26 protein-coding genes are annotated in these 26,234 nt (G+C 67.8%); 10 read left to right on the forward strand and 16 right to left on the reverse strand.

Features of this window, described 5'->3' with window-relative positions:
* Positions 1-3: 3 nt before the first annotated feature.
* The 5 genes from Q344_RS23120 (at position 4) to lpxB (ending at position 3,989) form a co-directional block, all read left to right on the forward strand.
* Positions 4-657, forward strand: a complete 654-nt coding sequence (locus tag Q344_RS23120; protein ID WP_051630281.1) for an OmpH/Skp family outer membrane protein — start codon at positions 4-6, stop codon at positions 655-657.
* Positions 658-750: 93 nt separating this feature from the next.
* A complete protein-coding gene (gene fabZ, locus Q344_RS0105085) occupies positions 751-1,215 on the forward strand; it encodes a 3-hydroxyacyl-ACP dehydratase FabZ (protein ID WP_028285731.1) in 465 nt (154 codons plus the stop codon).
* 4 nt (positions 1,216-1,219) lie between these two features.
* Positions 1,220-2,023, forward strand: a complete 804-nt coding sequence (gene lpxA, locus Q344_RS0105090; protein WP_028285732.1) for an acyl-ACP--UDP-N-acetylglucosamine O-acyltransferase — start codon at positions 1,220-1,222, stop codon at positions 2,021-2,023.
* Positions 2,023-2,832: an LpxI family protein gene (locus Q344_RS0105095; RefSeq protein ID WP_028285733.1), complete on the forward strand. Its 810-nt coding sequence runs from the start codon at positions 2,023-2,025 to the stop codon at positions 2,830-2,832. Before lpxA ends, Q344_RS0105095 begins: the two co-directional genes overlap by 1 nt.
* On the forward strand, positions 2,832-3,989 hold the full coding sequence (gene lpxB, locus Q344_RS0105100) for a lipid-A-disaccharide synthase (protein ID WP_028285734.1): 1,158 nt from the start codon (positions 2,832-2,834) through the stop codon (positions 3,987-3,989). Before Q344_RS0105095 ends, lpxB begins: the two co-directional genes overlap by 1 nt.
* Before the next feature lie 151 nt (positions 3,990-4,140).
* On the opposite strand, the gene Q344_RS0105105 is transcribed toward lpxB, so the two are convergent.
* The 7 genes from Q344_RS0105105 to Q344_RS0105135 form a co-directional block, all read right to left on the reverse strand.
* A complete protein-coding gene (locus Q344_RS0105105) occupies positions 4,141-5,436 on the reverse strand; it encodes a branched-chain amino acid ABC transporter permease (protein WP_028285735.1) in 1,296 nt (431 codons plus the stop codon).
* Entirely contained in the window at positions 5,433-6,443 is a 1,011-nt protein-coding gene (locus Q344_RS0105110) for a branched-chain amino acid ABC transporter permease (RefSeq protein WP_028285736.1), read from the reverse strand. Before Q344_RS0105110 ends, Q344_RS0105105 begins: the two co-directional genes overlap by 4 nt.
* Positions 6,443-6,841, reverse strand: a complete 399-nt coding sequence (locus Q344_RS0105115; RefSeq protein ID WP_036538341.1) for a hypothetical protein — start codon at positions 6,839-6,841, stop codon at positions 6,443-6,445. The genes Q344_RS0105110 and Q344_RS0105115 overlap by 1 nt, the downstream gene beginning before the upstream one ends.
* A 2-nt stretch (positions 6,842-6,843) precedes the next feature.
* A complete protein-coding gene (locus tag Q344_RS0105120; RefSeq protein WP_084178296.1) occupies positions 6,844-7,665 on the reverse strand; it encodes an ABC transporter ATP-binding protein in 822 nt (273 codons plus the stop codon).
* On the reverse strand, positions 7,662-8,447 hold the full coding sequence (locus Q344_RS0105125) for an ABC transporter ATP-binding protein (protein ID WP_028285739.1): 786 nt from the start codon (positions 8,445-8,447) through the stop codon (positions 7,662-7,664). Before Q344_RS0105125 ends, Q344_RS0105120 begins: the two co-directional genes overlap by 4 nt.
* Before the next feature lie 87 nt (positions 8,448-8,534).
* Positions 8,535-9,716 (reverse strand): ABC transporter substrate-binding protein, encoded by a 1,182-nt coding sequence (locus tag Q344_RS0105130; RefSeq protein WP_028285740.1) that lies wholly within the window; start codon positions 9,714-9,716, stop codon positions 8,535-8,537.
* A gap of 225 nt (positions 9,717-9,941) precedes the next feature.
* Positions 9,942-10,955, reverse strand: a complete 1,014-nt coding sequence (locus Q344_RS0105135) for a GlxA family transcriptional regulator (protein ID WP_051630283.1) — start codon at positions 10,953-10,955, stop codon at positions 9,942-9,944.
* A 143-nt stretch (positions 10,956-11,098) separates the two neighbouring features.
* Between Q344_RS0105135 and Q344_RS0105140 the strand changes: the two genes are divergently transcribed.
* Entirely contained in the window at positions 11,099-12,475 is a 1,377-nt protein-coding gene (locus Q344_RS0105140) for a class II 3-deoxy-7-phosphoheptulonate synthase (RefSeq protein WP_028285742.1), read from the forward strand.
* A gap of 214 nt (positions 12,476-12,689) precedes the next feature.
* Positions 12,690-13,253, forward strand: coding sequence for a hypothetical protein (locus Q344_RS0105145; RefSeq protein WP_028285743.1), 564 nt, complete (start codon positions 12,690-12,692; stop codon positions 13,251-13,253).
* Between the two features lie 78 nt (positions 13,254-13,331).
* On the opposite strand, the gene Q344_RS0105150 is transcribed toward Q344_RS0105145, so the two are convergent.
* Complete coding sequence (locus Q344_RS0105150) at positions 13,332-13,997, reverse strand: PAS domain-containing protein (RefSeq protein ID WP_028285744.1); 666 nt, start codon at positions 13,995-13,997, stop codon at positions 13,332-13,334.
* Between the two features lie 252 nt (positions 13,998-14,249).
* Between Q344_RS0105150 and Q344_RS0105155 the strand changes: the two genes are divergently transcribed.
* The 3 genes from Q344_RS0105155 (at position 14,250) to tsf (ending at position 17,108) form a co-directional block, all read left to right on the forward strand.
* Entirely contained in the window at positions 14,250-15,131 is an 882-nt protein-coding gene (locus Q344_RS0105155) for a YicC/YloC family endoribonuclease (protein ID WP_028285745.1), read from the forward strand.
* Positions 15,132-15,377: 246 nt separating this feature from the next.
* Positions 15,378-16,148 carry a 30S ribosomal protein S2 gene (gene rpsB / locus Q344_RS0105160; protein WP_028285746.1) on the forward strand — a complete coding sequence of 257 codons (771 nt, stop codon included), beginning with the start codon at positions 15,378-15,380 and terminating at the stop codon, positions 16,146-16,148.
* Positions 16,149-16,232: 84 nt separating this feature from the next.
* On the forward strand, positions 16,233-17,108 hold the full coding sequence (gene tsf, locus Q344_RS0105165) for a translation elongation factor Ts (protein ID WP_028285747.1): 876 nt from the start codon (positions 16,233-16,235) through the stop codon (positions 17,106-17,108).
* 463 nt (positions 17,109-17,571) lie between these two features.
* Here the strand turns inward: tsf and Q344_RS0105170 are convergent, their stop codons facing one another.
* The 8 genes from Q344_RS0105170 to Q344_RS0105205 all read right to left on the reverse strand — a co-directional run bounded on the left by Q344_RS0105170 (position 17,572) and on the right by Q344_RS0105205 (position 26,146).
* Positions 17,572-18,330 (reverse strand): autoinducer binding domain-containing protein, encoded by a 759-nt coding sequence (locus Q344_RS0105170; RefSeq protein WP_028285748.1) that lies wholly within the window; start codon positions 18,328-18,330, stop codon positions 17,572-17,574.
* 371 nt (positions 18,331-18,701) lie between these two features.
* A complete protein-coding gene (gene phoB / locus Q344_RS0105175; RefSeq protein WP_028285749.1) occupies positions 18,702-19,388 on the reverse strand; it encodes a phosphate regulon transcriptional regulator PhoB in 687 nt (228 codons plus the stop codon).
* A 2-nt stretch (positions 19,389-19,390) separates the two neighbouring features.
* Positions 19,391-20,134, reverse strand: coding sequence for a phosphate signaling complex protein PhoU (gene phoU, locus Q344_RS0105180; RefSeq protein ID WP_028285750.1), 744 nt, complete (start codon positions 20,132-20,134; stop codon positions 19,391-19,393).
* Between the two features lie 13 nt (positions 20,135-20,147).
* Positions 20,148-20,945 (reverse strand): phosphate ABC transporter ATP-binding protein PstB, encoded by a 798-nt coding sequence (pstB, locus tag Q344_RS0105185; protein WP_028285751.1) that lies wholly within the window; start codon positions 20,943-20,945, stop codon positions 20,148-20,150.
* A 14-nt stretch (positions 20,946-20,959) separates the two neighbouring features.
* Positions 20,960-22,318 carry a phosphate ABC transporter permease PstA gene (pstA, locus tag Q344_RS0105190; protein ID WP_028285752.1) on the reverse strand — a complete coding sequence of 453 codons (1,359 nt, stop codon included), beginning with the start codon at positions 22,316-22,318 and terminating at the stop codon, positions 20,960-20,962.
* Entirely contained in the window at positions 22,315-23,784 is a 1,470-nt protein-coding gene (gene pstC, locus Q344_RS0105195; protein WP_028285753.1) for a phosphate ABC transporter permease subunit PstC, read from the reverse strand. Before pstC ends, pstA begins: the two co-directional genes overlap by 4 nt.
* Positions 23,785-23,889: 105 nt before the next feature.
* The gene (locus tag Q344_RS0105200; RefSeq protein WP_028285754.1) at positions 23,890-24,933 is read right to left on the reverse strand and encodes a substrate-binding domain-containing protein; all 1,044 of its coding nucleotides are present in this window, start codon (positions 24,931-24,933) and stop codon (positions 23,890-23,892) included.
* A 172-nt stretch (positions 24,934-25,105) separates the two neighbouring features.
* A complete protein-coding gene (locus Q344_RS0105205; RefSeq protein ID WP_028285755.1) occupies positions 25,106-26,146 on the reverse strand; it encodes a sensor histidine kinase in 1,041 nt (346 codons plus the stop codon).
* Between the last annotated feature and the right edge of the window lie 88 nt (positions 26,147-26,234).

The following is a 26,234-nucleotide window of genomic DNA, read 5'->3' on the forward strand; positions in this document are numbered from 1 at the left end:
CCGATGGCACGCGCGGGATTCCCGCGCCGGACCGTCTGGCGGATCGCGGCGCTCTGCGCGGGGCTGGCTCTGTCGGCCCCGCTTGCCGCTCAGGACGCGACCGAAGTCGTCCAGAGCCCGATCCTGCTGATCGACAGCGAAGAGGCCTTCGCGCGCTCAGATCTCGGCCAGCGCATCGCCACCCGGATGGAGGACGCCACCAAGGAATTGGCGGCCGAGAACCGGCGCATCGAGGCCGAACTGATCGAGGAGGAGAAATCCCTCACCGAGAAGCGCAAGGCGATGGAGGCGGACGCCTTCCGCGCCCTCGCCGACGCCTTCGACGAAAAGGTCCGCCGGATCCGCTCGGAGCAGGATGCCAAGGCCCGCGCGCTCGGCCAGCAGGGCGATGCCGGTCGGCGGGAGTTCCTGACCGCCGCACGCCCGGTGCTGGAACAGATCATGCGCGAAAGCGGCGCGGCGGTGATCCTCGAGACCCGGGACGTGTTCCTTGGTGCGGAAGGGGTGAACATCACGACGCTGCTGATCGACCGCCTCAACGCGACGGGCGATGCCGGAGAGGCCGCCATCCCCGCGCCCGATGCCCCGGCCGAGGCCCCGGCGGACGCGCCGGAGGGGCCTGGGCCAGAGACGGACGAGACCGGCGCCTCCGACTGAGCCCGCCCTGCGCAAGCTTGCCCGGCGGCGCCCGGCTTGCTAGGGGACGGGCGAGCAGCGCCCGCAGCGGCGCGGGAAAAGGAAAGACCGACCATGACCGACGCGCCCACCCGAGCGGATATCGCCCTGATCCAGCGGATCATCCCGCATCGCTACCCGTTCCTTCTGGTGGACCGGGTCGAGGATATCGAGGGCTTCCACTCCGCCCGCGGCATCAAGAACGTCACCATGAACGAGCCGCATTTCCAGGGCCACTTCCCGGGCAAGCCGATCATGCCGGGCGTCACCATCGTCGAGGCGATGGCACAGACCGCCGCCGTGATGGTGGGCGCGGCGCTCGGGATGGAAGACAAGAACATGCTGGTCTATTTCATGGCCATCGACAGCTGCAAGTTCCGCCGCATGGTGGTCCCGGGCGACGTGCTCGAGATGCATCTGACCACGGTGCGCGGCAAGCCCGGCGGCAAGGTCTGGAAGTTCTCGGGCCGCGCCACGGTCGAGGGAGAACTGGCCTGCGAGGCCGATTTCACCGCGATGATGGACCTGCCCAGGGAGTGATGGCATGGCGGTAAGTCCCGAGGCGCGCATCCATCCCTCGGCGGTGATCGAGGACGGGGCCGGGATCGGTCCGGGCTGCGTCGTGGGTCCGTTCTGCCATGTCGGACCTCAGGCGCGGCTTGGCGCCGGCGTCGTGCTGCAGAGCCACGTGGTGATCGAGGGCGACACCGAGATCGGCGACGAGACGCGGATCCATCCCTTCGCCGTCATCGGCGGCATCCCCCAGGACCTGAAGTTCCGGGGCGAGAAGACCCGGCTGGTGATCGGCAGACGCAACCGGATTCGCGAACACGTCACCATGAACACCGGCACCGACGGCGGCGGCGGCGTGACCCGTGTCGGCGACGACGGGCTCTTCATGGCGGGCTGCCATGTGGCGCATGACGTGCAGATCGGCGACCGGGTGATCCTCGTGAACCACGCCTCGGTCGCGGGGCATTGCGTGCTGGAGGACGACGTGATCGTCGGCGGGCTCTCGGGCGTGCACCAATGGGTGCGGATCGGGCAGGGCGCGATCATCGGCGCGGTGACCATGGTGACGAACGACGTCATCCCGCACGGTCTCGTGCAGGCGGCGCGCGGCGAACTCGACGGGCTGAACCTGGTCGGGCTGAAGCGCAAGGGCGTGGCGCGGTCCGACATCACCGCGCTCCGCGCCGCCTTCCAGATGCTGGCGCAGGGCGAGGGGACCTTCCAGGACCGCGCCCGCCGCCTCGGTCAGGAGACCGAGAGCGCCTATGTCCGCCAGATCGTCGATTTCATCACCGCCGAGAGCGACCGCTCCTTCCTGACCCCGGGCCGCGGCTGATGCCGGGCCGGCTGGGCCTTCTGGCCTTTCGCGGCGACCTTCCCGCGCTGGTCGTCGCCGCCAATCCCGACGTGCATGTCGTGACCTTCGAAGGGGTCGCGGCCGAGGTCGCGCCCACCTCGGGGCAGCCCGCACGGTTCGAGAAGATGGGCGCGGTCATCAAGGCGCTGAAGGCCGCGGGCGTCGACCGGCTGGTCATGGCAGGCGCCCTGGCCCGTCCGCCGCTGGATGCGAAGCGGCTGGACCTCACGACCATGGCCTTCGCACCGAAGCTGATGGCGGCGCTCAAGCAGGGCGACGACGGGCTTCTGCGCGCGGTGATCGGCTTCTTCGAGGGCCACGGCCTGCGGGTCGTCGGGGTGCACGATGTGGTGCCGGACCTGACCGCCGCCCCGGGCCTGCTGGCGGGCCGCGCCCCCGACAAGGCGGCGCTTGCCGATGCGGACCGCGCTGCGGCGATCCTCGCCGCGCTGGCGCCTCTGGACCTCGGGCAGGGGGCGGTAGTGGCCGGGGGGCTCTGCCTCGGGATCGAGACGCTGCAGGGCACCGACGCGATGCTGGCCGGGGTGACGGCGACGGAACCCGCGAAACGCCCGAAGGCGCCGGGCGTGCTGGTGAAGCTGCCGAAGGCCGGGCAAGACCTGCGCGTCGACATGCCGGCGATCGGGCCCGGAACGGTGGAGGCCGCCGCGCGGGCGGGCCTTGCCGGGATCGTCATCGCGGCGGGCCAGGTGCTGCTGATCGACCGCCCGGGCATCGTCGCGGCGGCGGAGGCCGCGGGCCTCTTCGTGCTGGCGCGGGCGGTCTGATGCGGGTCTTCCTCATCGCCGGAGAGCCCTCGGGCGACGCGCTCGGCCGCGCGCTGATGGCCGGGCTGAAAGAGCTGGTGCCGGAGGTGGCGTTCCAGGGCGTCGGCGGTCCGCTGATGGAGGGCGAGGGGATGACCTCGCTCTTTCCGATGGACGAGCTTTCGGTGATGGGGCTGGCCGAGATCCTGCCGCGCTATCCCGCGCTGAAGCGGCGTCTGAACCAGACCATCGCCGCGGTGCTCGAGGCGAAGCCGGACGTGCTTGTCACCATCGACAGCCCGGATTTCTGCCTGCGCGTCGCCAAGGGCGTGAAGGCGGCCTCGGACCAGCGGATCGTGCATTACGTGGCGCCGACCGTCTGGGCCTGGCGGCCGAAGCGGGCCGGCAAGATGGCGGGCCTGGTCGACCAGGTCCTCGCGCTCTTTCCCTTCGAGCCGCCCTACCTGGAACGGGCCGGGGTGCGCTGCGATTTCGTCGGCCACCCGGTCGTGACCGAGCCGCAGGCCACCGAGGCCGAGGCCGCGGCCTTCCGGCTCGCCCATGGTCTGGGCGACGCGCCGCTGCTGCTGCTGCTGCCGGGATCGCGCCGGGGCGAGGTCTCGCGCCTGGCCCCGGTGATGGGGCCGGTGCTGGCGCGGATGACGGCAGACCGGCCCGGGCTGCGCGCGGTGCTGCCGGCGGCCCGGTCCGTGGCGGGGCTGGTGCAGGAGGCGGTTGAGGGCTGGGCCGTGAAGCCCCTCGTGCTCGACCCGCGGGAACTCGGGGCGGGGTTCGCCGCGGCCAAGCGGGCGGCCTTCCGGGCGGCGGACGCGGCGCTGGCGGCTTCGGGGACGGTGTCGCTGGAACTGGCCGCGGCGGAGACGCCGATGGTGATCGCCTATGACATGCACTGGCTCACCCGCGCGGTGATGCGGCGGATGCTGCTGACGGACACGGTGACGCTGGTGAACCTCGTGGCGGGCAGCCGGACGGTGCCGGAATTCCTGGGGGCGGCGTGCCGGCCGGAGCCGATCGCCGCGGCCCTGTCGCAGGTGCTGGACGCGCCGGACGGCCAGCGCGCGGCGATGCGGCTCTGCATGGAGCGGCTCGGCCGGGGGGCGGAGCCGCCGGGGCTGCGGGCGGCGCGGGCGGTGCTGGACGGGATGGCGCCGGACTGAAGCGGCGTCGGCGCGGGGTGGCGGTGTCGAGCGGAGCGCGGCCCGGGGGGGCCGCGCACGCGATGCCTTGCGATTTGGCCCGAGGCCAAATCGCGCTTTGCCTCCGGCGGGGATACGGAACCAGGGGAAGGTGGGGCGTGCCGCCTCCGCCCTAGCGTTCCGGGATCAGGCCCCGGGGCGAGAAGCGCAGGACCACCAGCATCAGGATGCCCATCGTCAGCAGGCGCATATGCGCGGCGCTGTCGAGCAGGTGCGCCTTGAGCGGGCCCTCGGACATACTGGAGGTCAGCAGCTCCAGCAGCCAGCGGCCGAGCGGTTCGACCTGCACCCAGGCGAACCAGATCAGCATGCCGCCGAGAACGGCGCCGAAATTGTTGCCCGAGCCGCCGACGATCACCATCACCCAGATCAGGAAGGTGAAGCGCAGCGGCTGGTAGGTGCCCGGTGTGAGCTGGCCGTCGAGCGTGGTCATCATCGCCCCGGCGATGCCGCAGATCGCCGAGCCCAGGATGAAGATCTGCAGGTGGCGCCCGGTGACGTCCTTGCCCATGGCCTCGGCCGCCGTCTCGTTGTCGCGGATCGCGCGCATCATCCGGCCCCAGGGCGAATGCAGGGCGCGCTGTGCGAGGATCAGCAGGATCGCGAGGACCACGGCGAAGAGGCCCGCGTAGAGCAGCTTGACCCAGAGGGTGGAGGCGGTGACCGGGTCGAACCCGAGGCTGGCGGCGCGTTCGGTGAACTCGGGCGCGTTCTGCAGGTCGATCTCGTAGGGGACCGGGCGGGGCAGGCCGCTCACGTTCTTCACGCCGCGGGCGAGCCAGTCCTCGTTCTTCATCACCGCGACGACGATCTCGGCGATGCCGAGCGTCGCGATGGCGAGGTAGTCGGAGCGCAGTCCGAGGGCGGTCTTGCCGATGATCCAGGCCGCGCCGGCCGCGAGCAGGCCGCCCACGGGCCAGGCCAGCAGGACCGGCAGGCCGAGACCGCCGAGGTAGCCCTCGGAGGCGGGGTTGACCGCCTCGACCGCCGCCACGCCGCCGTCGAAGATCCAGCGGTAAAGGAAGAAGCCCGCCACCAGCACCGCGATCATCGCCGGGATGCGGAAGCGTTTCATCCGGTTCACCACCTGCGCGGCGGCGACGATGACCGCGGCGCCCGCGAGGAGGCCGAGGATCACGCGCAGCCCGCCCGCCGACCAGGCCGCGGGGACCGGCGGCATCGAGACGAGGACGGCCGCGAGCCCGCCGAGGGCGACGAAGCCCATGACGCCGACGTTGAAGAGCCCGGCGAAGCCCCATTGCAGGTTGAGCCCGAGCGCCATGATGGCCGAGATCAGGCCCATGTTCAGGATCAGGAGCGCCGAGTTCCAGCTCTGGACGATGCCGGTGCCGAGGATCAGCAGGGCGACGAGGCCGAAGAGGCCGATCTTGCGGGTGGTGTCGCTCATACCGATTTCCCCCGGAACAGGCCCGTCGGACGGAAGAGCAGCACGACGAGGAGGATGATGAAGCTGACCGCGAACTTGTAGTCGGTGGAGAGCAGCTGGACGAGGCCCGAGGGCTCCAGCGGCTCGGGCAGCGAATAGGCGAGCACCTTCTTCCAGGCGTAGGTCACGAAGACCTCGGAGAAGGCGATGACGAAGCCGCCCGCGATGGCGCCGAGCGGCGAGCCGAGCCCGCCGACGATCGCCGCCGCGAAGATCGGCAACAGGAGCTGGAAGTAGGTGAAGGGCTTGAAGCTCTTGTCGAGCCCGTAGAGCACGCCCGCGACGGTGGCGAGCGCGGCGACGATGAGCCAGGTCACCAGCACGACGCGTTCGGGGTTGATGCCGGAGAGCAGCGCGAGGTCCTCGTTGTCGGAATAGGCGCGCATCGACTTGCCGGTGCGGGTGCGGTTCAGGAACCAGAAGAGCAGGGCGACGACGATCACCGCCGTCACCACCGTCAGCACCTGCGTCGACTTGATCGCCAGCCCTTCCTCGAGCCCGGACCACGCCTTGAACTCGCGCGCGGTGACGAGGAAGCGTTCGCCATCGGCGAAGTTCTGGTCGTCCGGCCCGATGACGAAGCGCACGATGCCGTTCATCACGAACATGACCCCGATCGAGACGATCACCAGGATCACGGGTTTGGCGCGCACCTCGCGGTAGAAGCGGTAGACAAGCCGGTCCGTGGTGAGCACGAGGATCGCCGTGGCCGCGATCCCGATCGGCAGCGCCAGCAGCGCCGTCGGCAGCGGTCCCGCGGTGATGCCCGCGGCCTGCAGGCCCCAGGTGGCGAGGATGGTGATCATCGTGCCGAAGGCCATCGTGTCGCCATGGGCGAAATTCGAGAACCGCAGGATCCCGTAGACCATGGTCACGCCGAGCGCGCCGATGGCGAGCTGGCTGCCATAGGCGATGCCGGGGATCAGGACGAAATTGGTGAGCGCCACGATGGCGTTCATGAGGTCCATCAGAAGGTCACCTCGCAGGTCATCAGGTCGATCTCGGCGCCGGCGGGGGTCTCGCCCCCGGTGCCCAGGGTCTGGCGGATCCAGAGGGCGGAGGTCTCGCCGGTCAGGGCGAGCTGCATCCGCACGTCCTCTTCGGGCGCCCATGCGAAGGGGCCCGTGCGCGAGGCGCCGGTGGCGGTGTGGCCCTCGCCGTCGTCGACCCAGAGGGTGTAGAGGCCCGTGCCGTCGTCGTCGATCGCCTCGGGCTCGACAACAAAGCGGGCGGGACCGTGGCCCGGGGCGCATTGGCCGGCCGCGTCACAGGCGGTGACGAAGGTGCAGTCCAGTTCCAGCCGGGCGCCCTCGGCGAGGACGGCACCGGGCAGGGCGGCCGCGAGGAGGAATGTGGTCAAACGCATGGTCATCCCCCGAGGAAGCTCTGACGGACCTCGGGGTCGTTCAGCAGGTCGCGGCCGGTGCCGGTATGGGCGTTCCGGCCCTGGACCAGCACATAGCCCTTGTCGGCGATCTCGAGCGCCTGGCGCGCGTTCTGCTCGACCATCAGGATCGGCAGGCCGGTGCGGGCGACCTCGATGATCCGGTCGAAGAGCTCGTCCATCACGATCGGCGAGACGCCGGCGGTCGGTTCGTCCAGCATCAGCACCTTGGGCCGGGTCATCATCGCGCGGCCGACGGCGACCTGCTGGCGCTGCCCGCCCGAAAGCTCTCCGGCGGGCTGGCGGCGCTTGTCCTTGAGGATCGGGAAGAGGTCGTAGACCTGCTCCATCGTGCCGCGGAAATCGTCGCGGCGGAGGAAGGCGCCCATCTCGAGGTTCTCCTCGACGGTCATCGAGGTGAAGATGTTCGAGGTCTGGGGCACGAAGCCCATGCCCTTGGCGACGCGGTCCTGCGGAGAGAGGTTCGTGATGTCCTCACCGTCCAGCCGCACGGCCCCGCCGTGCAGGTCGAGCATCCCGAAGATGGCCTTCATGGCGGTGGACTTGCCGGCACCATTGGGCCCGACGATGACGGCGATCTCGCCGGGATCGACGGCCACGGTGCAGCCGTGCAGGATGTCGGGCCCCTTGCCGTAGCCGCCGGTCATCGCGTCGCCGATGAGGAAGGGGCCGGGGGCGCCCGGTTTCACCGCGCCCGAGTGTTTCGGCCGGGGCGCGCCACCCTCGTTGTCGCGGGTGATCGAGCGGTCGTTGTTGCCGTGGTCGTCCTGGTAGGCGTCGCTCACTGGGCCTGGACCTTCTGCTTGTTCTTGAGACCGGTGCCCAGATAGGCCTCGATCACGTGTTCGTTCGCCTTGATCTCGTCGAGCGTTCCCTCGGCCAGCACCTTGCCCTCGGCCATGCAGATGACGGGCTCGCAGAGGCGGGCAATGAAATCCATGTCGTGCTCGATCACGACGAAGGTGTAGTTGCGTTCCCGGTTGAGCCGGAGGATCGCGTCGCCGATGGTGTTCAGGAGCGTCCGGTTCACGCCGGCGCCGACCTCGTCGAGGAAGACGATGCGCGCGTCGACCATCATCGTGCGGCCAAGCTCGAGCAGCTTCTTCTGGCCGCCGGAGAGGTTGCCGGCCTTTTCATCCGCCAGATGAGAAATGGTCAGGAAGTCGAGGACTTCGTTGGCCTTTTCCGCCAGAGCGCGCTCTTCCTCCGCGATCCGGCCACGGCGGAACCAGGCGTTCCACAGCGTCTCTCCGGCCTGACCGCCGGGCACCATCATCAGGTTCTCGCGCACGGTCATGGAGGAGAATTCGTGCGCGATCTGAAAGGTGCGCAGCAAGCCCTTGTGAAACAACGTATGCGGCGGCAGGCCGGTGATGTCCTCCCCGTTCATCGTGACGCGGCCGGAGGTTGGTTGAAGAACCCCGGCGATCACGTTGAAAAGAGTGGTCTTCCCGGCCCCATTCGGGCCGATGAGGCCGGTGATCGACCCTTCGCGGATCGTCAGGCTGGCCCCGTCAACGGCATGAAATCCGCCGAAGTGCTTGTGCACGTCCTCGACTACGATCATGTCTGATGATGTCCCCGTGTTGCAGGCGGCGCGTTTCGTGCCCTGGCCCGCGTGAGGCGGCCCCCGGAGGGACCGCCCCGTTGCTGGTTAGCGGTACTTGACCGTGGTGAGCTTGCCGCCGTCGAAGACCACCTGGCGGTAGCTCCCCGCGGATTCACCGGGTCCGATCAGTTCCACGGCGGTGGCGCCGACGTAGTCGATGTCGGTGCCGTTCGCGATCAGCTCCAGCGCCTTGTCGAGCTCGCCGGGATAGATCTTCTCGCCCGGCTCGTTGGCGACTTCCATCACCTTTTCCTTGTAGGCGGCGGGGTCGGAGGACCCGGCAGCCTGCATGGCGAGCAGGATCAGCGCGGCGGCGTCATAGCTCTCGGGCGTGAAGGGCGAGGTCGCGTCGAACTTGTCGCCGACGAGCTCGCCGAACATCGAGGCGCCTTCGCTGTCGGTGCCCGGGTGCTGACCGGTGGAGCCGTCGATCTCTTCGCCGAAGTTCTCTTCCAGCTTCGTGCCGATCATGCCGTCCGGGAAGTGGAAGCTGTCGAAGGCGCCGGAATCGAGCGCCGCGCGCACGATGCCCGAGCCCCCCTGGTCCACGTAGCCCGCGACGACCAGGCGGTCGCCACCGGCGGAGGCGAGGGAAGCGACCTCGGCGGAGTAGTCCGCCTTGCCGTCCTCATGCGCGGCCGAGATGGTGATCGTGCCGCCGGCTTCCTCGTAGGCCTGCTGGAAGCTGTCGGCGAGGCCCTTGCCGTAATCGTTGTTGGTGTAGGTCAGCGCGACGGTCTCGATGCCTTCTTCCATCAGCACGTCGGCCATGATCTGGCCCTGGCGCGCGTCGGAGGGCGCGGTGCGGAAGAAGAGACCGTTGTCCTCGGCCGTCGAGAGCGCGGGCGAGGTGGCCGAGGGCGAGATCATCACGATGCCGTTCGGCACCGCGGCGTTCGCCAGGATCGCGCCGGTCACGCCGGAGCAATCCGCGCCCATGATGCCCTTGATCCCGTCCGAGGTGATCAGGCGCTCGGCGGCGGCGGTGGCGGCGGCGCTGTCGACGCAGGTCGAATCCGCCTGGACGGCCGACACGGTGGAGCCGTCGAACAGCTTGCCGCTGTCGTTGACTTCCTGGATCGCGAGCTCGGCGCCCGCGGCCATCGACGGCGTCAGGCTTTCGATCGGGCCGGTGAAGCCGAGGATGATCCCCAGCTTGATGTCCTCGGCGGACGCGGCCCCGGCGAGAAGCGCCGTGGCGGTCGTTGCCAGAAGCAGTTTTTTCATGGCTTGTCTCCCTGTTTGGATCTGGGTCCGAGCCGAGCCTAAATGCGCCTATTGCAAAAGAAAAGCGGATTGAAAGTCCGGACGTAACGGAAACGCTATCGCGCTTACACGTCCGGGCCGGCCGGGCCGTGCTGCATCGCAATGCAAACCGGCAGGATATCGAGGATTCCGCCCATGCCCGACCCGTTCACCCGGGCGCGCCCTGCCGGATGATCCCGGAACAGCTCAGATCGACAGGCGAGAGCCGTGGCTGCCGCGTTCGCGGTAGGGCGTCGTGTTGTAATGCGCCCGGTAGCATTTCGAGAAATGAGAGGGGCTGGCGAAGCCGCAGGCGAGCGCGACGTTGATCACGCTCATGTCTGTCTGCATCAGCAGGTTCCGCGCCTTCTGGAGCCGCAGTTCCATGTAATACCGCTTGGGCGAGCGGCTGAGATAGCGACGGAAGAGCCGCTCCAGCTGCCGGGTCGACATGCCGACGTCCTTCGCCAGCACCGCGGGGCTGATCGGCTCCTCGATGTTGCTCTCCATCATCTGGATGACCTGGGAGAGCTTCGGGTGCCGCACGCCGATCCGGGTCGGCACGGACAGGCGCTGCGTGTCCTGGTCGGTCCGGATCGAGGAATAGATCAGCTGGTCGGCCACCGCGTTGGCAAGATCCTCGCCCTGCTGGTCGGCGATCACCTTCAGCATCAGGTCGATGGAGGAGGTCCCCCCGGCCGTCGTCATCCGGTTGCCGTCGACCACGAAGACGGATTTCGTCAGCGTCACCTCCTCGAATTCCTCCGAGAAGCTGTCCTGGTTCTCCCAGTGGATGGTCGCCCGCTTGCCGTCGAGCAGCCCGGCCTTGGCCAGCGCGTAGGAGGCGGTGCAGAGCCCGCCGACGCTGAGGCCGCGGCGGGCCTCGCGGCGCAGCCAGTTGAGAAGCCGGCGCGAGGTTTCGTCCTGGACCGCGATCCCGGCACAGAGGATGACGGTGTCCTCGCGCGTCAGTTCCTCGAGCCCGCAATCGACGGCGAAGGAGGTTCCGGCCGAACAGCTGACCATCTCGCCCGTCTCGCTGGCGAGTTTCCAGCTGTAGAGCTCGCGTCCCGACATCCGGTTCGCGATCCGCAGGCATTCCATGGCCGAGGCGAAACTGAGAAGCGAGAAGTTGTTCAGCAGGACAAAGATGAACCTGCGCGTCTTCGCGGCGGGGGCGATGACGGGTGTCTTCGGGATGCGGTTCTCGCTCAGGCCCATGCCTACCATCCTTCCGGGGTCGGTTGAATCAAATGGGCAGAGACGGAATGCGAGGTCAAGAGGGCGGCGATAAATCGGTGGCCCCCGCGCCCTGCCTTGGCTATAAGGCAGCCCTCAACCTTTACCCCAGCGGAGACGAGACAATGGGCGATTGGCAAAAGACCGGGTGGCGCAGCAAGCCGCGGGTTCAGATGCCCGACTATACCGACGCCGCGGCGCTGTCCGCGGTCGAGGCGAAGCTCTCGAAATATCCGCCGCTCGTGTTCGCGGGCGAGGCGCGGCGGCTGAAGGCCGCCCTGGCGGCCGCCTCGCGCGGCGAAGCGTTCCTGCTTCAGGGCGGCGATTGTGCCGAGGCCTTCGACCAGTTCAGCGCGGACAGCATCCGGGACACCTTCAAGGTGATGCTCCAGATGGCGATGGTGCTGACCTTCGGCGCCAAGGTGCCGGTGATCAAGATGGGTCGGATGGCGGGCCAGTTCGCCAAGCCGCGCTCGGCCCCGACCGAGACGATCGAGGGGGTGGAACTGCCCTCCTACCGGGGCGACATCATCAACGACATCGCCTTCGACGAGGCCTCGCGCCTGCCGGATCCGGCGCGGATGCTGCAGGCCTACACCCAGGCGGCGGCGACGCTGAACCTGCTCCGGGCCTTTTCCACGGGGGGCTATGCGGACGTGAACGAGGTCCATCGCTGGACCCTCGGCTTCACCGAGAGCGACGAGGCCGAGCGTTTCCGGGACATGGCGAACCGGATCAGCGACACGCTCGACTTCATCCGCGCCGCCGGCGTCACGGCCGAGCGCCAGCATGCGCTGCGGCAGGTGGATTTCTACACCAGCCACGAGGCGCTGCTGCTGGAATACGAAGAGGCGCTGACCCGGGTCGATTCGACCAGCGGCCAGTGGCTCGCGGGCTCGGGCCACTTCCTCTGGATCGGCGACCGGACCCGGCAGCCCGACGGGGCGCATGTGGAGTTCCTGCGCGGCGTGCAGAACCCGATCGGGATGAAATGCGGTCCCTCGCTCGAGGTCGACGACCTCAAGCGGCTGATGGCGACGCTCAACCCGAAGAACGAGGAGGGGCGGCTGACGCTCATCGCACGCTTCGGGGCGGGCAAGGTGGATGCGCATCTGCCGAAACTCGTGCGGGCCGTGGAACAGGAAGGCGCCAAGGTGACCTGGGTCTGCGACCCGATGCACGGCAACACGATCAAGTCCAACACCGGCTACAAGACCCGGCCGTTCGATCTGGTCCTGCGCGAGGTGCAGGAGTTCTTCGGCGTTCACCGGGCCGAGGGCACGATCCCCGGCGGCGTGCATTTCGAGATGACCGGCCTCGACGTGACCGAATGTGTCGGCGGCGTGAAGGCGGTGACCTACGAGGACCTCTCGGACCGCTACCACACGGCCTGCGATCCGCGGCTGAACGCCTCGCAATCGCTGGAGCTCGCCTTCCTCGTGGCCGAGGAACTGACCGCGCGCCGCAACCACGACAACGACCGCGCGGCGGCCTCGGCCTGAGCCGCTTCCGCGTCGCGGATTTCAACCCCCCGCCGGTCCCGCCGGCGGGGGTTTTGCATGCACATTCGCTTGATCCGCAGCTCTTTGCCGACGCTCCGGCGACCTCCTGCTGATCGGCCGGTCGGGCCCTCAAACCGACAGGAACGGACCGCGGGGCGGCGTGTTCTCCATTCACCGGCGCCGGTAAGGGCGCCAGCAACGAGAGGAGAAAACCATGCAACGCAAGACCCAGACCGCACTCGCAGCCCTCATGGCACTCGGGATCGCAGGCGGCGCCGCAGCGCAATCCGCCAACGCCAATGCCAATGCGAGCGGCGCATCGGGCAACACCGGCTCCGTGGCCGCGGATGTCGGCATCGGCGCCGACGCGAGCGTCGCGAAGAGCGACAACGCCAGCCCCAAGGCCGGGTCCAAGGAAATGGGCTCCGACATGTCGGCGGCGTCCGCCAACAGCGGCGTGAAGACCTACGGCCAGCTGGTGTCGAGCATGAAGACCATGAACACCGCCAGCGCGGACCTGTCCGGCTTCGACACCGACAGCGACGTGACCTTCACGACCCTGTCCTCGCTGCAGGGTGAAGGGGCCGAGAACGCCCAGGCACTGGACAACGCGATCAGCGAGAACCAGGCGCAGATCGACGAGATGCGCTCCAGCATCACGGCCAACGCCGACCTGATGGCCGCGCTCGAGGCGGAAGGCTACGAGGCCGAGGACGTCGTTGCCGTCGAGACCGACGGGGACACGGGCTTCACCTTCTACGTCGACGACACGATGTAAGGCACGCGATTTCGCGGACCGTTCTCCCCGACGGTCCGTGAAGACGGGAAGGCCCCGCCGGGTTCCGGCGGGGTTTTCTCATTCCGCGTCGTCGTCCTGCACGAGGCGGAGATAGGCGCGTTCGCCGGGCCGGGGCGCAGCGGAGAATTGCGGCGCCGGCTCGGCAAAGCCGGTCAGGGGCGCGGCGGGAACCTTCGGCGCGGCCACCGTGTCGTCGAGCAGTTTCGAGATGCGTTGGCCCATGACGTCGAAGCGGCGCGGCGTGCGGCCGATCTCCCCCTGGGTGGAGAGGACGCCGAGCGCGCGGGTGATGTCGCCGAGGTCGCTCTTGAGCGGCAGCAGCAGCATCTTCGCCTCCACGGCGGGCTTGCCCATTCCGCGCTCGGCCTCGAGTTTCAGCTCGGCAACCGCGGGCGTATCGAAGACCTGTTCCAGCACCTCGCCGCAGCTCGCGCGACCGTCCGGCGTGAAGAAGGCCGACAGCGGCATCCCACGCACCTCCATTCCCATCAGTTCGCTCAGGTGCGAGCCTGCGATCCGCATCCGCGCGAGGCCCGGCGCGATCCGTTCGAGGATGAAGGCGAATTCCAGTGCGCGCTCGATGCCGCGCGGATCGACCTCGGACCGGCGCGGCACGAGGCGCCCGGCGCGGAGCGCCTGCCAGTAGCCCTCGACCTCGCGGATGGCGGGATGGCGGTTGTCCTGCAGAAAGGCAGACATGTCGATGATGTTTCGCTTATCCATTGGTGCCGTCCGGTCCGGAATGTCTGACCTCCCGCGACAGATGTCGCGCCGGGCCCTGGCGTGCCCCGGATCGACACGGCTGACGTTAACCATGTGTTGCGAGAGATTACGGAATCATTAATAGCGCGTCAGCCCGCCGGATTTCGCTAAAATTCTCTCGAAATGGTTAACCGCCCCCTGACGCTCGCTTGCCCCCGAGAGAGCGGCGGCCTAACAGGGCGCAACTTGGCAAGGAGACCAAAGATGCGCTCGATGACCGCCTTCGCCTCGGGCCGGGGCACTTTCGGAGAGTTCGATTGGAGCTGGGACCTCAGGTCCGTGAATGCCCGCGGGCTCGACCTGCGGCTGCGGGCGCCGGACTGGATCGCGGGGCTCGAGACCGGGCTCCGCAAGCGCCTCGGCGCGGCGCTGGAGCGTGGCAGCGTGACCGTCTCGCTCCGTCTCGGGCGCGAGGCGGGCGCGGCGGGGCTGGCAGTGGACGAGGCCCAGCTCGACGCGGTGCTGACGGCGCTGGTGGCGGTCGAGGAGCGCGCGCTGGCGCGCGGCATGACGCTGGCGCCGTCCCGTGCCGCCGATGTCCTGGCGCAGCGCGGGGTGCTCGACACGCCGCGGGACGAGGCCGCCGACAGCGGACCGCTCGCCGCCGCCGTGCTGAAGGATTTCGAGACCGTTCTGGCCGAGTTCCTCGAGATGCGCGCGCGCGAGGGCGCGGCGCTGCACGCGGTGCTGACCGGACAGGTCGACCGGATCGCCGCGCTGACCGAGGCGGCTGCGGGGGCCGTCGATGCCCGCAGGGAGGCCGCGGCCGAGGCCTTCCGCGCCGCGCTGGCCCGGGTGGCCGACGGCGCGGTCTCGGTCGATGCCGACCGGGTGGCGCAGGAGATCGCGGTGCTCGCGGTGAAATCCGACGTGACGGAGGAACTCGACCGGCTGCGGGCGCATGTGGCGGCGGCGCGCGAGCTCCTGGCGGCGGAGGGCGCCGTGGGTCGCAAGCTGGATTTCCTGACGCAGGAGTTCAACCGCGAGGCGAATACGCTCTGCGCCAAGTCGCAGCACACGGACCTGACGCGGATCGGGCTGGAGCTGAAGGCGGTGATCGACCAGCTGCGCGAGCAGGTGCAGAACGTCGAGTGACGCGCGCGGTGGCTGGCCGGGCAGGGGGGCCAGCCCCCCGCCGGCCTGCGGCCGACTCCCCCCGGGATATTTCCGGCAAGAGGAAGCGGGCGGTTTTGCGCTTGCGGCGGCGGGAGGGAGCGTGTATTGCGCGCGCACTCAACTTCGCTGGCGGGGTTGGGCGTGCCGGGGAGACATCCCGGACCGTCCGCCGGTTGACCACATGGTCGTCCCCCGCCGAGGCATGAAACCGGAAAGGACATATGCATGGCTCTGCCTGAGTTCTCCATGCGTCAGCTGCTGGAAGCTGGCGTTCACTTCGGCCACCAGACGCAGCGCTGGAACCCCCGCATGGGCGAGTTCATCTACGGCGCGCGCAACGGCATCCACATTCTCGACCTGACGCAGACCGTCCCGATGCTGGACGCCGCGCTCAACGTCGTGCGCGAGACCGTGGCCAAGAACGGCCGCGTGCTTTTCGTGGGCACCAAGCGCCAGGCCTCGCAGCCCGTCGCCGACGCCGCCGAGAAATGCGCGCAATACTACATGAACCACCGCTGGCTCGGCGGCACGCTGACCAACTGGAAGACCGTCTCCCAGTCGATCAACCGCCTGAAGGCCATCGACGAGCAGCTCGACGGCGGGGCCGAAGGCCTCACCAAGAAAGAGCGCCTCGGCATGGAGCGCGAGCAGACCAAGCTGCAGGCCTCGCTCGGCGGGATCCGCGAGATGGGCGGCCTGCCCGACCTGCTCTTCGTCATCGACGTCAAGAAGGAGGCGCTGGCCATCCTCGAGGCGCGCAAGCTGGGCATCCCGGTCGTCGCGGTCGTGGACACCAACTGCTCGCCCGAGGGCGTGGACTACATCATCCCGGGCAACGACGACGCGGCCCGCGCGATCTCGCTCTATTGCGACCTGGTGAGCCGTGCCGCGCTTGACGGCATGTCGGCCCAGATGGGCGCTGCCGGCGTGGACGTCGGCGCGCTCGAGGAAGCGCCCTCCGAGGACGCCGTCGAAGAGACCGCCGCGGACGCGTAAGCGTCACGCCGTCATGATACCGTTACCGGCTGCGGGCAGACCCGCGGCCGGAACGATCCGTTCCAGAACCAAGGAGAGCCCAAAATGGCGATCACTGCCGCACAGGTGAAAGAACTGCGCGAGATGACCGGCGCAGGCATGATGGATGCCAAGAAGGCCCTGACCGAAACCGATGGTGACATGGAAGCCGCCGTTGACTGGCTCCGCACCAAGGGTCTCGCCAAGGCCGCCAAGAAATCCGGCCGGACCGCGGCCGAGGGCCTCGTCGCCGTCGCCGTCGAAGGTGGCAAGGGCGTGGCGATCGAGGTGAACTCGGAAACCGACTTCGTCGCGAAGAACAAGGAATTCCAGGACATGGTCGCCAGCTTCGCCGAAGCCGCGCTGACCGTCTCGGACGTCGAGGCGCTGAAGACCACCGAGATCGGCGGCAAGACCGTGGCCGACATCCTGACCGACAAGATCGCGAAGATCGGCGAGAACATGACCCTGCGCCGGATGCAGAAGATCGAAGGCGGACAGGTCGTCTCCTACGTGCACAACGCCGCTGCGCCCGGCATGGGCTCGATCGGCGTGCTCGTCGCGCTGTCGGCCGAGAATGAAGCCTTCGGCAAGCAGGTCGCGATGCACATCGCGGCGGCCAACCCGGCGTCGCTGGGTGAAGCCGACCTCGACCCCGCGCTCGTCGAGCGCGAGCGCAACGTCCTGACCGAGCAGGCCCGCGAGAGCGGCAAGCCCGAGGCCGTCATCGAGAAGATGATCGAAGGCCGGATGAAGAAGTTCTTCGCCGAGGTCACGCTGCTGGGCCAGGCCTTCGTCATCGACCCGGACAAGACCGTGGCCGAGGCCGCCAAGGACGCCGGCGTCGAGATCACCGGCTACGTCCGTCTGGCCGTGGGTGAAGGCATCGAGCGCCAGGAAGAGGACTTCGCAGCCGAGGTCGCGAAAGCGGCACAGGGCTGACCGGGCAGGGGGCGCGCGCGCCTCTCACCGGAACGATCGGACCGCCGGGTGGCAACGCCCGGCGGTTTTTCGTTGCGCGGGCGCCAAAAGGAAACGGTGCCGGCCTGCTGACCGACACCGTCCTTTCGTCGTCGCCCCTGGATGGGGATGTGAGGAGCGCGATCGAAGTGCCGACTGGAGGCTGACCAATACACCCCCAGCCGACGTCCGGTGTTACCCGGTCGAACACACAGAGCCGCGCCAATACGACGGGTGCTGTCCGAATGTTCCATGGCATCAAAGCCACCACTCACGGAACGTTTACAGGATGCCTTCTGACGCCGCGTCAGGAAAGTATGGGAATCCATACTCGTTGGTAAAAAAATTGCGGCAAACCCCCGAAAAGCATGGTTTTCCTTACCCGTTAACAGGTTAGAAGCTGCTTTTGAGATATGTGTTAGCGATCACGGTGCCGTGAGAAGCGTTACGCTTCGATCACGAACATCTGGTTGAGAAAGGCGGCCTTGAGCACGGCCTGTGCCGTCGTCTCGACGTTGAGGTTTTCGCGGGCGAGTCGCAGGTGCTTTTCCACCGTCGCCGCGGTCAGTCCCATGAGCAGCGCGATGTCCTGCGTGGTCTTGCCGTCGCCGACCCATTGCAGCGCCTCGCGCTGGCGCTTTGTCAGCTCGCGCGCGGGGCCCGCATAGGGCAGCGTCAGGATCTTCAGATGCGCGACATTGTTGAAGATGACGATGTCCCGGCCATGTTCGTCCCAGATCGCGTCGACATCGTCCTGGGTCATCCCTGCGCGACCGGTCAGCGCGATGGCGCCCTTGGTGCGGGGCGAGATCGACTTGAAGCTGATCGCGTAGCCCGCGGTCACGTTCATGGTGCGGTTGAACTCCAGCACCTTGCGCTCGCTCTCGGTGATCGTGCCGCTGGCCAGCATGTCGGCCGCGATGCGCCAGGAACAGGCGCCTTCATGTTCGAGGGCCCATTTCACCATCGGGGCGTGGAAATAGAGACCCTGGCCCATGAAGACATCGGTATAGGCGGTCGAGTGGTTCGTGAGGATCACGAAATCCTCGGGATCGCCCAGCGAGGTGTTGGTCCGGTAGCGGGTGAAGCCGTAGAGCAGACGGTCGAAGCCGTATTCGGCCATCTTCTCGCAATGCTGCGTCCAGAGCTGTTCGATGTTCGGTGCGTTGGTCAGCTTCTCGAGGTAGTCGCGGCGCGCCGTCATTCAGTGACCTCCGACGGGCAGCAGGACGCGGGCCGAAGAAGCCCGCGCGGAATGAGAGCTGAAAAGCCGGAACTGGGACCGTCCAAAATCATGATCTGGTGTTGGCTTTCGATTGCCAGAATGGCGAAATTGCTTTTTGTATGCAGCCTTTTGACAGAAGCCGGATGACAATGTCCAGCGTGGGAAGCCCCATGATACCTCAAATGGGCGTCTCGTGCATTACGGTAAAACTACGTATTACGGGCGGGCCGCCGCCGCAGGGCGCGTCGCCGGGGCAAGCGGGGTGCGGGCAACCCGCACACCCGGCCGGTCACCACAGGATATTTACATAATACCGATTACACGATTAACCGATGCGGTGACGTCCAGGCTCAGCCAAGCGCGTAGCCGGCTCCCCTGACGGTGCGCAGGACATCGTTTCCGCCGTGCTGGCAGAGCGCCTTGCGCAGCCGCCCGATGTGCACGTCGACGGTGCGCGTGTCGACGTAGATGTCGCGGCCCCACACCCGGTCGAGCAGCTGCTCGCGGGACCAGACGCGACCCGGCTTCTCCATGAAGGTGGTCAGCAGCCGGAATTCCGTGGGCCCGAGCTTGAGCGGCTTCTCGTCCCGCGTCACGCGGTGCGTGTCGCTGTCGAGCACGATGTCCTCGTATTCCAGCCGCTCGCCCACCGTGGAGGGCCGCGTCCGGCGCAGCTGCGCGCGGACCCGCGCCATCAGCTCGACCACGGAATACGGCTTCACCACGTAATCGTCGGCGCCGGTCTCCAGGCCGCGGACCTTGTCCACCTCCTCGGAACGCGCCGAGAGCATGATGATCGGCACCGACCGCGTCTCGGAGCGCATCTTCAGCTGGCGGCAGACCTCGATGCCCGAGACGTTGGGCAGCATCCAGTCCAGCACGATGATGTCGGGCATCGTTTCGTCCACGAGGACGAGCGCTTCCTCGCCATTGCCGGCCTTGGCGACGCGGAAGCCTTCGGCCTCGAGGTTGTAGGCCAGGACCTCACGCTGCGCAGGCTCGTCTTCGACAACAAGAACAGTGGGTTGCTGGCTCATCTTCAGGTATCCTTCGAACCGGGCGTGGGCGCATCCGGCGCAACCGAGATGTCCGTGGAGGTCTTGTCCTCCTTCGGCCGGTTGTCGTCGGGCTTCACGCCCGAGACCAGATAGACCACCTGCTCGGCGATCGAGGTCACGTGGTCGCCCATGCGTTCGTTGTTCTTGGCGATGAAATGCAGGTGCATGCAGGCGGTGATGTTGCGCGGATCTTCCAGCATGAAGGTCAGGAATTCGCGGAACAGCGCGTTGTACATCTGGTCGACGTCGCGGTCGCGCTGGATCACGTCGCGGGCCAGATCGGCGTCGCGCTTGATGTAGGCGTCGAGCGCATCCTTCAGCATCAGCTGCACCTCGCGCGCCATACGGCGGAGCGCGGCGTGGGTGCCCTCGATCGGCGACATCTGGATCAGCACGCCGGTCCGTTTCGCCATGTTCTTCGCGTAATCGCCGATCCGCTCCAGGTTGCCGGCGATCTTCATCACCGAAAGCACGACGCGCAGGTCGATGGCCGTGGGGCTGCGGAGCGCGATCAGGCGGGCGCTCTCCTCGTTGATGAGCTCTTCGAGCTCGTCGATGGCCTTGTCCCCTGCCCTGACCTTCTCGGCCGCCTCCTCGTCGCGGTCCACGAGCGATTGCGCGGCGTCGAGGATCGCGGTTTCGACCAGCCCGCCCATCTTCATGATGCGCGCCTGGATGGCCTCCAGGTCGCGGTCGAAGGCGCTGGCGATGTGTTGTTCCTTCATGGCGTATGCCTCCTCAGCCGATCCGGCCGGTGATGTAGCTTTCCGTCCGCGGGTCCTGCGGCTTGGTGAAGATCTGCCCCGTCTCGCCGTATTCCACGAGGTTGCCGAGGTGGAAGAACGCGGTCTTCTGAGACACGCGCGCCGCCTGCTGCATGGAGTGCGTGACGATGACGACCGAATAATTCTCGCGCAGCTCGTCGATCAGCTCCTCGACCTGGCCGGTCGCGATCGGGTCGAGCGCCGAGCACGGCTCGTCCATCAGCAGGACCTCGGGCTCCGTCGCCACGGCCCGCGCGATGCAGAGCCGCTGCTGCTGGCCACCCGAAAGCCCGGTGCCGGGCGCGTGCAGGCGGTCCTTGACCTCGTTCCAGATCGCGCCGCGCTTCAGGGCGCGTTCGACGATGTCATCGAGATCGGCCTTGTTCTTGGCCAGCCCGTGGATCCGCGGCCCGTAGGCGATGTTGTCGTAGATCGACTTCGGGAACGGGTTCGGCTTCTGGAACACCATGCCGACCTTGGCGCGCAGCTGCACCGGATCGACCCGCTTGTCGTAGATGTCCTCGCCGTCCAGCCGGATGTTGCCCTCGACCCGGCAGCTGTCGATCGTGTCGTTCATCCGGTTGAGGCAGCGCAGGAAGGTGGACTTGCCGCAGCCCGAGGGGCCGATGAACGCGGTGACCGTCTTGTCCTCGATCTGCACGTTCACGTCCTTGATGGCATGGGTGTCGCCATAGAACACCTGCACGCCCTCGGCGGCGATCTTGATCTCTTTCTGGTCCAACTTGGCCTCGGCTTTCGGTGAATCGTACATTGTGAGGTCCCTTCTTACCACCGGCGCTCGAACCGGCGGCGGAGAATGATGGCGATGATGTTCATGGTCATCAGGAAGCACAGCAGGATGATGATCCCGCCCCAGGCCCGTTCGTAATAGGCCGGGTCCGCCCGTTTCGCCCATTCGTAGATCTGCGCGGGCATGGCAGAGTTGGGGTCCATGAAGCCCGAGACAACCCCGTCGGGATAGTTCGAGGCGATGTAGCCCACCATGCCGATCAGCAGCAGCGGTGCGGTCTCGCCAAGCGCCTGCGCCAGGCCGATGATCGTCCCGGTCAGGATGCCGGGCATGGCGAGCGGCAGGACGTGGTGGAAGGTCGACTGCATCTTCGAGGCCCCGACCCCGAGCGCCGCGTCACGGATCGACGGCGGCACCGCCTTCAGCGAGGCGCGGGTCGAGATGATGACCGTCGGCAGCGTCATCAGCGTCAGCACGAGACCACCGACCAGCGGTGCGGATTGCGGCAGGTGCGCGATCTGGATGAAGACCGCGAGGCCCAGGATGCCGAAAACGATCGACGGCACGGCGGCGAGGTTCGAGATGTTCACCTCGATCAGGTCGGTCCAGCGGTTCTTGGGCGCGAATTCCTCGAGATAGATCGAGGCCGCGACGCCGATCGGCAGGGCCAGCGCCAGCACGACGAGCATCATGAAGAACGAGCCCAGCATCGCGACCCCGATCCCGGCCTGTTCGGGCCGGCTTTCGGAGGCATCGGCGCCGAAGATGAAGTCCCAGTTGAAGGTGCGCTCCAGCATGCCCGCATCCTTCATGGCGTCGACCACGTCGAGGTGTTCGGCATCGAGGTTCTTGTCGCGCGCGAGGTCCCCGCGCGTCACGCGGCCCTTCTCGTATCCGTCCACGCGGGAGGAGGCGAGGAAGCGGAACTCGACCGTCTGGCCCACGAGCTCGGGGTTCGCGAGCACGGTGTCGCGCACCTGCGCCGGGGCGGCGGCCGAGATCATCTTCTCGACGTCCGCCTTGTCCTCGAACGGGATCTCGATCCCCGCATCCTCGAGTGCCCGGACCAGCCCGTCGACGATCACCGGCTTGTAGCCGAAGGTCGAGACCTTGGCCATTTCCTCCGGGTCACGGTTGCCGGTCTTGTCCAGCCTGTCTCCGGGCAGCGCGATCTCGGCGGTGATGAAGGTCTGGGTGAAGGCCGGGATGCCGTTCCGGACGATCGCGAAGAGCAGCACGCAGAGGAAGAAGATGCCGATGCCGATGGCGGCGATGCCGTACATCTTGAACCGGGATTCCGCCGCGTTGCGTTTCCTTGTGCGCGCGTCCTGTTCCAGGATCGACGAGCTGCGGGCCGGGCGCGGTGCGGCGCCGGCAGAGGTTGCGTCGGTCATTCGTATTGCTCCCGGTATTTCCGGACGATCCAGAGGGCGAAGATGTTGAGGCACAGCGTGATGACGAAGAGCGTCATGCCGAGCGCGAAGGCGACGAGTGCCTCGGGGCTGGCGAAATCGGCGTCACCGGTGAGCTGGCTGACGATCTTGGCGGTGACGGTGGTCATCGCCTCGAACGGGTTGAGCGAGAGCCGGGCCGCGGCCCCTGCCCCGAGCACCACGATCATCGTCTCGCCGATGGCACGGGAGGCCGCGAGCAGGATGGCGCCCACGATGCCCGGCAGCGCGGCCGGGAAGACGACCTGCTTGATCGTCTCGGACTTCGTCGCGCCAAGCCCGAGGGAGCCGTCACGCATCGACTGCGGAACCGCGTTGATGATGTCGTCGGACAGCGAGGAGACGAAGGGGATCAGCATGATCCCCATGACGAGGCCCGCGGTCATCACCGAGGTCGCGCCGCCCATCCAGTCGACGCCCAGGACACCGCCCGAGCCGAAGACGTTCACCAGGAGCGGGCCGACCGTCAGCAGCGCGAAGAGGCCGTAGACGATCGTCGGAATGCCGGCCAGCACCTCGAGGGCGGGTTTCACCGTGCCGCGGACCCTGGGGCTTGCGTATTCCGACAGGTAGATCGCCGCGAAAAGTCCGATCGGCACCGCCACCGCCAGCGCGATGAACGATATGTAGAGCGTGCCCCAGAGCAGCGGAAGGATGCCCAGCTCCGAGCCGCCCCCGAAGGACGGCGACCAGGTGGTGCCGAAGAAGAAATCGCGCGCCGGGTAGAGGCGGAAGAACTCCACCGTGTTGAAGATCAGCGACAGGATGATGCCGACGGTTGTCAGGATCGCGACCGAGGCCGCGCCGATCAGCAGCAGCAGCACGCCCTTCTCGACCGTGTTGCGGGCGCGGAAGTCGGCGTTCGTGCGCATCCAGGCGAGGGCGAACCCGGCCAGCGCAAGCGCGATGACGAGGATGTTGCGCACCATCGTCCCGGTCGCGTTCAGCACGCGGTAGCGCTGCGCCGCGGCCAGCGTCGTGGGCTCGATCTCGGACCCGAGCGCCACGCCGAGCGCGCCGAGCGTGCCGCGCAGGCCCTCCGGATCCGAGAGCGCGGCGGCTTCGTCGGCGCTCATCTGGCGGGCCGCGACGGCGAGGTCGAGCCCCTCGGCCACCCGGCGGACGTCGGACATGATCAGGGACAGCTCGCCGGGTCCGGCATAGCTGTCCTCGGGAATGAGCTGGGTGACGCTCCGCTCGATCAGCAACGGCTGCGCGACCAGCCAGATCAGCAGGACCAGCAGCGCGGGGACCATCGTCCAGAGGGCGACGTTCCAGCCGTAGTAGCTGGGGAGCGAATGAAGATGCCGGCTGTCACCGCCGGCAGAGGACAGCGCGCGGACGCGCCCCAGGATGAACCCGATCGCGGCCAGGGCCAGGACGATCAGCAGGAGCATGGAAGCGGACATTTGGGCTCGCAGGGGGTCAGTGTCAGAAATCCGGCCCCCCGCAGGCTCACCTGCCGGACGTCGGGGTCGGGCGGCGCCGGTGCGGCGCCGCCCGGGGGCGGGCGATTACATCGCGTTGCCCATGGTCTTTTCGTCAGCCACGACCGCCTGGGTCTCGGCGAGTTCGGGGTCGGAGACGAGGCCATAGTTGCTGAGCGGGCCGTCCGGGCCTGCGATGTCGTCCGAGACGAAGAACTCGGCGAATTCCTTCAGGCCGGGGATGACGCCGATGTGGGCCTTCTTGATGTAGAAGTACAGCGGACGCGACACCGGGTATTCGCCGGATGCGATGGTCTCGGTCGAGGGCTCGACACCGGACATGGTCGCCACTTTCAGCTTGTCGGTGTTGTTCTCGTAGAACGCGAGGCCGAAGACGCCGACACCGTTGGTGTTCGAGTCGATCCGCGCAAGCGTCTCGGTGTAGTCGCCGTCGATGTCGACCGACTTGCCGTCGGTGCGGACCGCCATGCAGGCGGCTTCCGCGTCATCTTCCGACATGCCCGAAGCGGTGAAGGCTTCCATCGCGCCGGTGTCTTCGCAGCCCTGCAGCAGGACCTTCTCTTCGAACACTTCGCGGGTGCCGTGCTTGGTGCCGGGGATGAAGGTCAGGATCTCTTCGGCCGGCAGGTCCGCGTTCACGTCGGCCCAGGTCATGTTCGGGTTGGCGACGATCTCGCCGGCTTCGTTCGGGACCTTGGCGGCCAGCGCCTTGAACCAGTCGGCGGGTTCGAAGGCGGTGAACTCGGGGCCGTTCAGCTGGGAGGCGAAGACGATCCCGTCATAGCCGATGCGCACTTCGATGATGTCGGTCACGCCGGCATCGGCGCAGGCCTTGATCTCTTTCTCGCGAATGGCGCGCGAGGCGTTCGCGATGTCGATGGTGTTCTCGCCCACGCCTTCGCAGAAGCGCTTGAGGCCGGCCGAGGAGCCGCCCGATTCCACGACCGGGGTCGGGAAGTCGAAGTTCTCGCCGAAGGCTTCCGCCACGATCGAGGCGTAGGGAAGGACGGTCGAGGACCCAGCGACCTGCACCTGGTCACGTGCGGCAGCCGCGGTGGCGGAGACGGCGGCGATCGCCACGGCCGAGGCGGTAAGTTTCAACGGGTTCATGCGGATTGCTCCTGCTAACGGTAAGTTCATGACCACCATCCCCGGGTGGCCTTGATGAGCGTGCTAGAGGTTGCCCGCGATGCTTTTGTGACACTTGCGTAACGCTTTTATGACAGCGCAGGTGACGTCAGGAAAAGCGGCTTTCCCCCGCCGGTCCGCCGGGCCCGGCCCATCAGGTCCGGAGGGGAAGTTCCACAATGAACTCAGCGCCCTGCCCCGGTTCGCTCTCGACCCGCATCCGGCCGCGATGGCGGTTGACGATGTGCTTTACGATGGCCAGGCCCAGCCCGGTGCCGCCCATTTCGCGCGATCTGTGACTGTCGATTCGGTAGAATCGCTCGGTCAGGCGCGGAATGTGAACCCGGTCGATCCCCGGCCCGTGGTCGCGCACGGTGATCCGCGCGCCAGGGCCCCGCAGGCCGGCGATCTCGTCGGGCGTGACCAGCCCCACCTCGACCGGGCCGCCCGCGCCGCCGTACTTGATCGCGTTCTCCACGAGGTTCGTGATCACCTGCCTCAGCTGGTCCTCGTCGCCCGGCACCAGGACCTCGCCTTCCGGCAGGTGGCGCCGCAGCTCCACCCCGCCGGTCCGGGCCACCGGTTCCAGCCGCCGCAGCACCGACTCGATCAGACCCGTCAGCTCCACCCGGCCCGTGGGCCGCATCCGCTCCTCGCTCTCCACGCGCGAAAGCGACAGAAGATCGGCCACCAGCCGCTCCATCCGCTGCGCCTCGGCCGCCATGATCCCGAGGAACCGCTCCCGCGCGTCGGCATCGTTGCGGGCGGGGCCGCGCAGGGTCTCGATGAAACCCAGAAGCGCCGTCAGCGGGGTCCTGAGCTCGTGGCTGACATTGGCCACGAAGTCGCGCCGCATCTGGCCCGCCTGTTCGACATGGGTCAGGTCCTCGAACGACGCCAGCACGCCCTGCGCGCCGGGGATGTCGAGGAAGGCGCAATGCACCACGAAGGTCATGTCCTGTCCGCCCATGCTGGTCAGCATCCGCGCCTTCTGCGGCGTCCGGTCGGCGAAGCAGGCCTCCACCACGTCCAGCACCGCCGGATGCCGGATCGCGGTGATGAAATGGCGCCCCTCCAGCCCGGTGCCCAGGAGCGTCTCGGCCCGGGCGTTCAGCCCGAGGATGCGTTCGTCGCGCCCGATCAGGACGGTGGCAAGCGGCAGCGTCCGCAGCAGCGGCGCGATCACGTCGGACATCGGCAGGCTCCCGGTGGCGAGTCGCGGTCAGATATGACCTCTCGGGCGCGCTCTGGCCAGTGCCGGGCGCCCTGCCCTCTGCTGCAAT

The organism is Pseudooceanicola nanhaiensis DSM 18065, from assembly GCF_000688295.1.
Taxonomy (GTDB): domain Bacteria; phylum Pseudomonadota; class Alphaproteobacteria; order Rhodobacterales; family Rhodobacteraceae; genus Pseudooceanicola; species Pseudooceanicola nanhaiensis.

Coding starts and splice junctions, on each gene's coding strand:
- Q344_RS23120 (WP_051630281.1), top strand. CDS start 4: ATGGCACGCGCGGGATTCCCGCGCCGGACCGTCTGGCGGATCGCGGCG.
- fabZ (WP_028285731.1), top strand. CDS start 751: ATGACCGACGCGCCCACCCGAGCGGATATCGCCCTGATCCAGCGGATC.
- lpxA (WP_028285732.1), top strand. CDS start 1,220: ATGGCGGTAAGTCCCGAGGCGCGCATCCATCCCTCGGCGGTGATCGAG.
- Q344_RS0105095 (WP_028285733.1), top strand. CDS start 2,023: ATGCCGGGCCGGCTGGGCCTTCTGGCCTTTCGCGGCGACCTTCCCGCG.
- lpxB (WP_028285734.1), top strand. CDS start 2,832: ATGCGGGTCTTCCTCATCGCCGGAGAGCCCTCGGGCGACGCGCTCGGC.
- Q344_RS0105105 (WP_028285735.1), bottom strand. CDS start 5,436: ATGAGCGACACCACCCGCAAGATCGGCCTCTTCGGCCTCGTCGCCCTG.
- Q344_RS0105110 (WP_028285736.1), bottom strand. CDS start 6,443: ATGGACCTCATGAACGCCATCGTGGCGCTCACCAATTTCGTCCTGATC.
- Q344_RS0105115 (WP_036538341.1), bottom strand. CDS start 6,841: ATGCGTTTGACCACATTCCTCCTCGCGGCCGCCCTGCCCGGTGCCGTC.
- Q344_RS0105125 (WP_028285739.1), bottom strand. CDS start 8,447: ATGATCGTAGTCGAGGACGTGCACAAGCACTTCGGCGGATTTCATGCC.
- Q344_RS0105130 (WP_028285740.1), bottom strand. CDS start 9,716: ATGAAAAAACTGCTTCTGGCAACGACCGCCACGGCGCTTCTCGCCGGG.
- Q344_RS0105135 (WP_051630283.1), bottom strand. CDS start 10,955: ATGGGCCTGAGCGAGAACCGCATCCCGAAGACACCCGTCATCGCCCCC.
- Q344_RS0105140 (WP_028285742.1), top strand. CDS start 11,099: ATGGGCGATTGGCAAAAGACCGGGTGGCGCAGCAAGCCGCGGGTTCAG.
- Q344_RS0105145 (WP_028285743.1), top strand. CDS start 12,690: ATGCAACGCAAGACCCAGACCGCACTCGCAGCCCTCATGGCACTCGGG.
- Q344_RS0105150 (WP_028285744.1), bottom strand. CDS start 13,997: ATGGATAAGCGAAACATCATCGACATGTCTGCCTTTCTGCAGGACAAC.
- Q344_RS0105155 (WP_028285745.1), top strand. CDS start 14,250: ATGACCGCCTTCGCCTCGGGCCGGGGCACTTTCGGAGAGTTCGATTGG.
- rpsB (WP_028285746.1), top strand. CDS start 15,378: ATGGCTCTGCCTGAGTTCTCCATGCGTCAGCTGCTGGAAGCTGGCGTT.
- tsf (WP_028285747.1), top strand. CDS start 16,233: ATGGCGATCACTGCCGCACAGGTGAAAGAACTGCGCGAGATGACCGGC.
- Q344_RS0105170 (WP_028285748.1), bottom strand. CDS start 18,330: ATGACGGCGCGCCGCGACTACCTCGAGAAGCTGACCAACGCACCGAAC.
- phoB (WP_028285749.1), bottom strand. CDS start 19,388: ATGAGCCAGCAACCCACTGTTCTTGTTGTCGAAGACGAGCCTGCGCAG.
- phoU (WP_028285750.1), bottom strand. CDS start 20,134: ATGAAGGAACAACACATCGCCAGCGCCTTCGACCGCGACCTGGAGGCC.
- pstB (WP_028285751.1), bottom strand. CDS start 20,945: ATGTACGATTCACCGAAAGCCGAGGCCAAGTTGGACCAGAAAGAGATC.
- pstA (WP_028285752.1), bottom strand. CDS start 22,318: ATGACCGACGCAACCTCTGCCGGCGCCGCACCGCGCCCGGCCCGCAGC.
- pstC (WP_028285753.1), bottom strand. CDS start 23,784: ATGTCCGCTTCCATGCTCCTGCTGATCGTCCTGGCCCTGGCCGCGATC.
- Q344_RS0105200 (WP_028285754.1), bottom strand. CDS start 24,933: ATGAACCCGTTGAAACTTACCGCCTCGGCCGTGGCGATCGCCGCCGTC.
- Q344_RS0105205 (WP_028285755.1), bottom strand. CDS start 26,146: ATGTCCGACGTGATCGCGCCGCTGCTGCGGACGCTGCCGCTTGCCACC.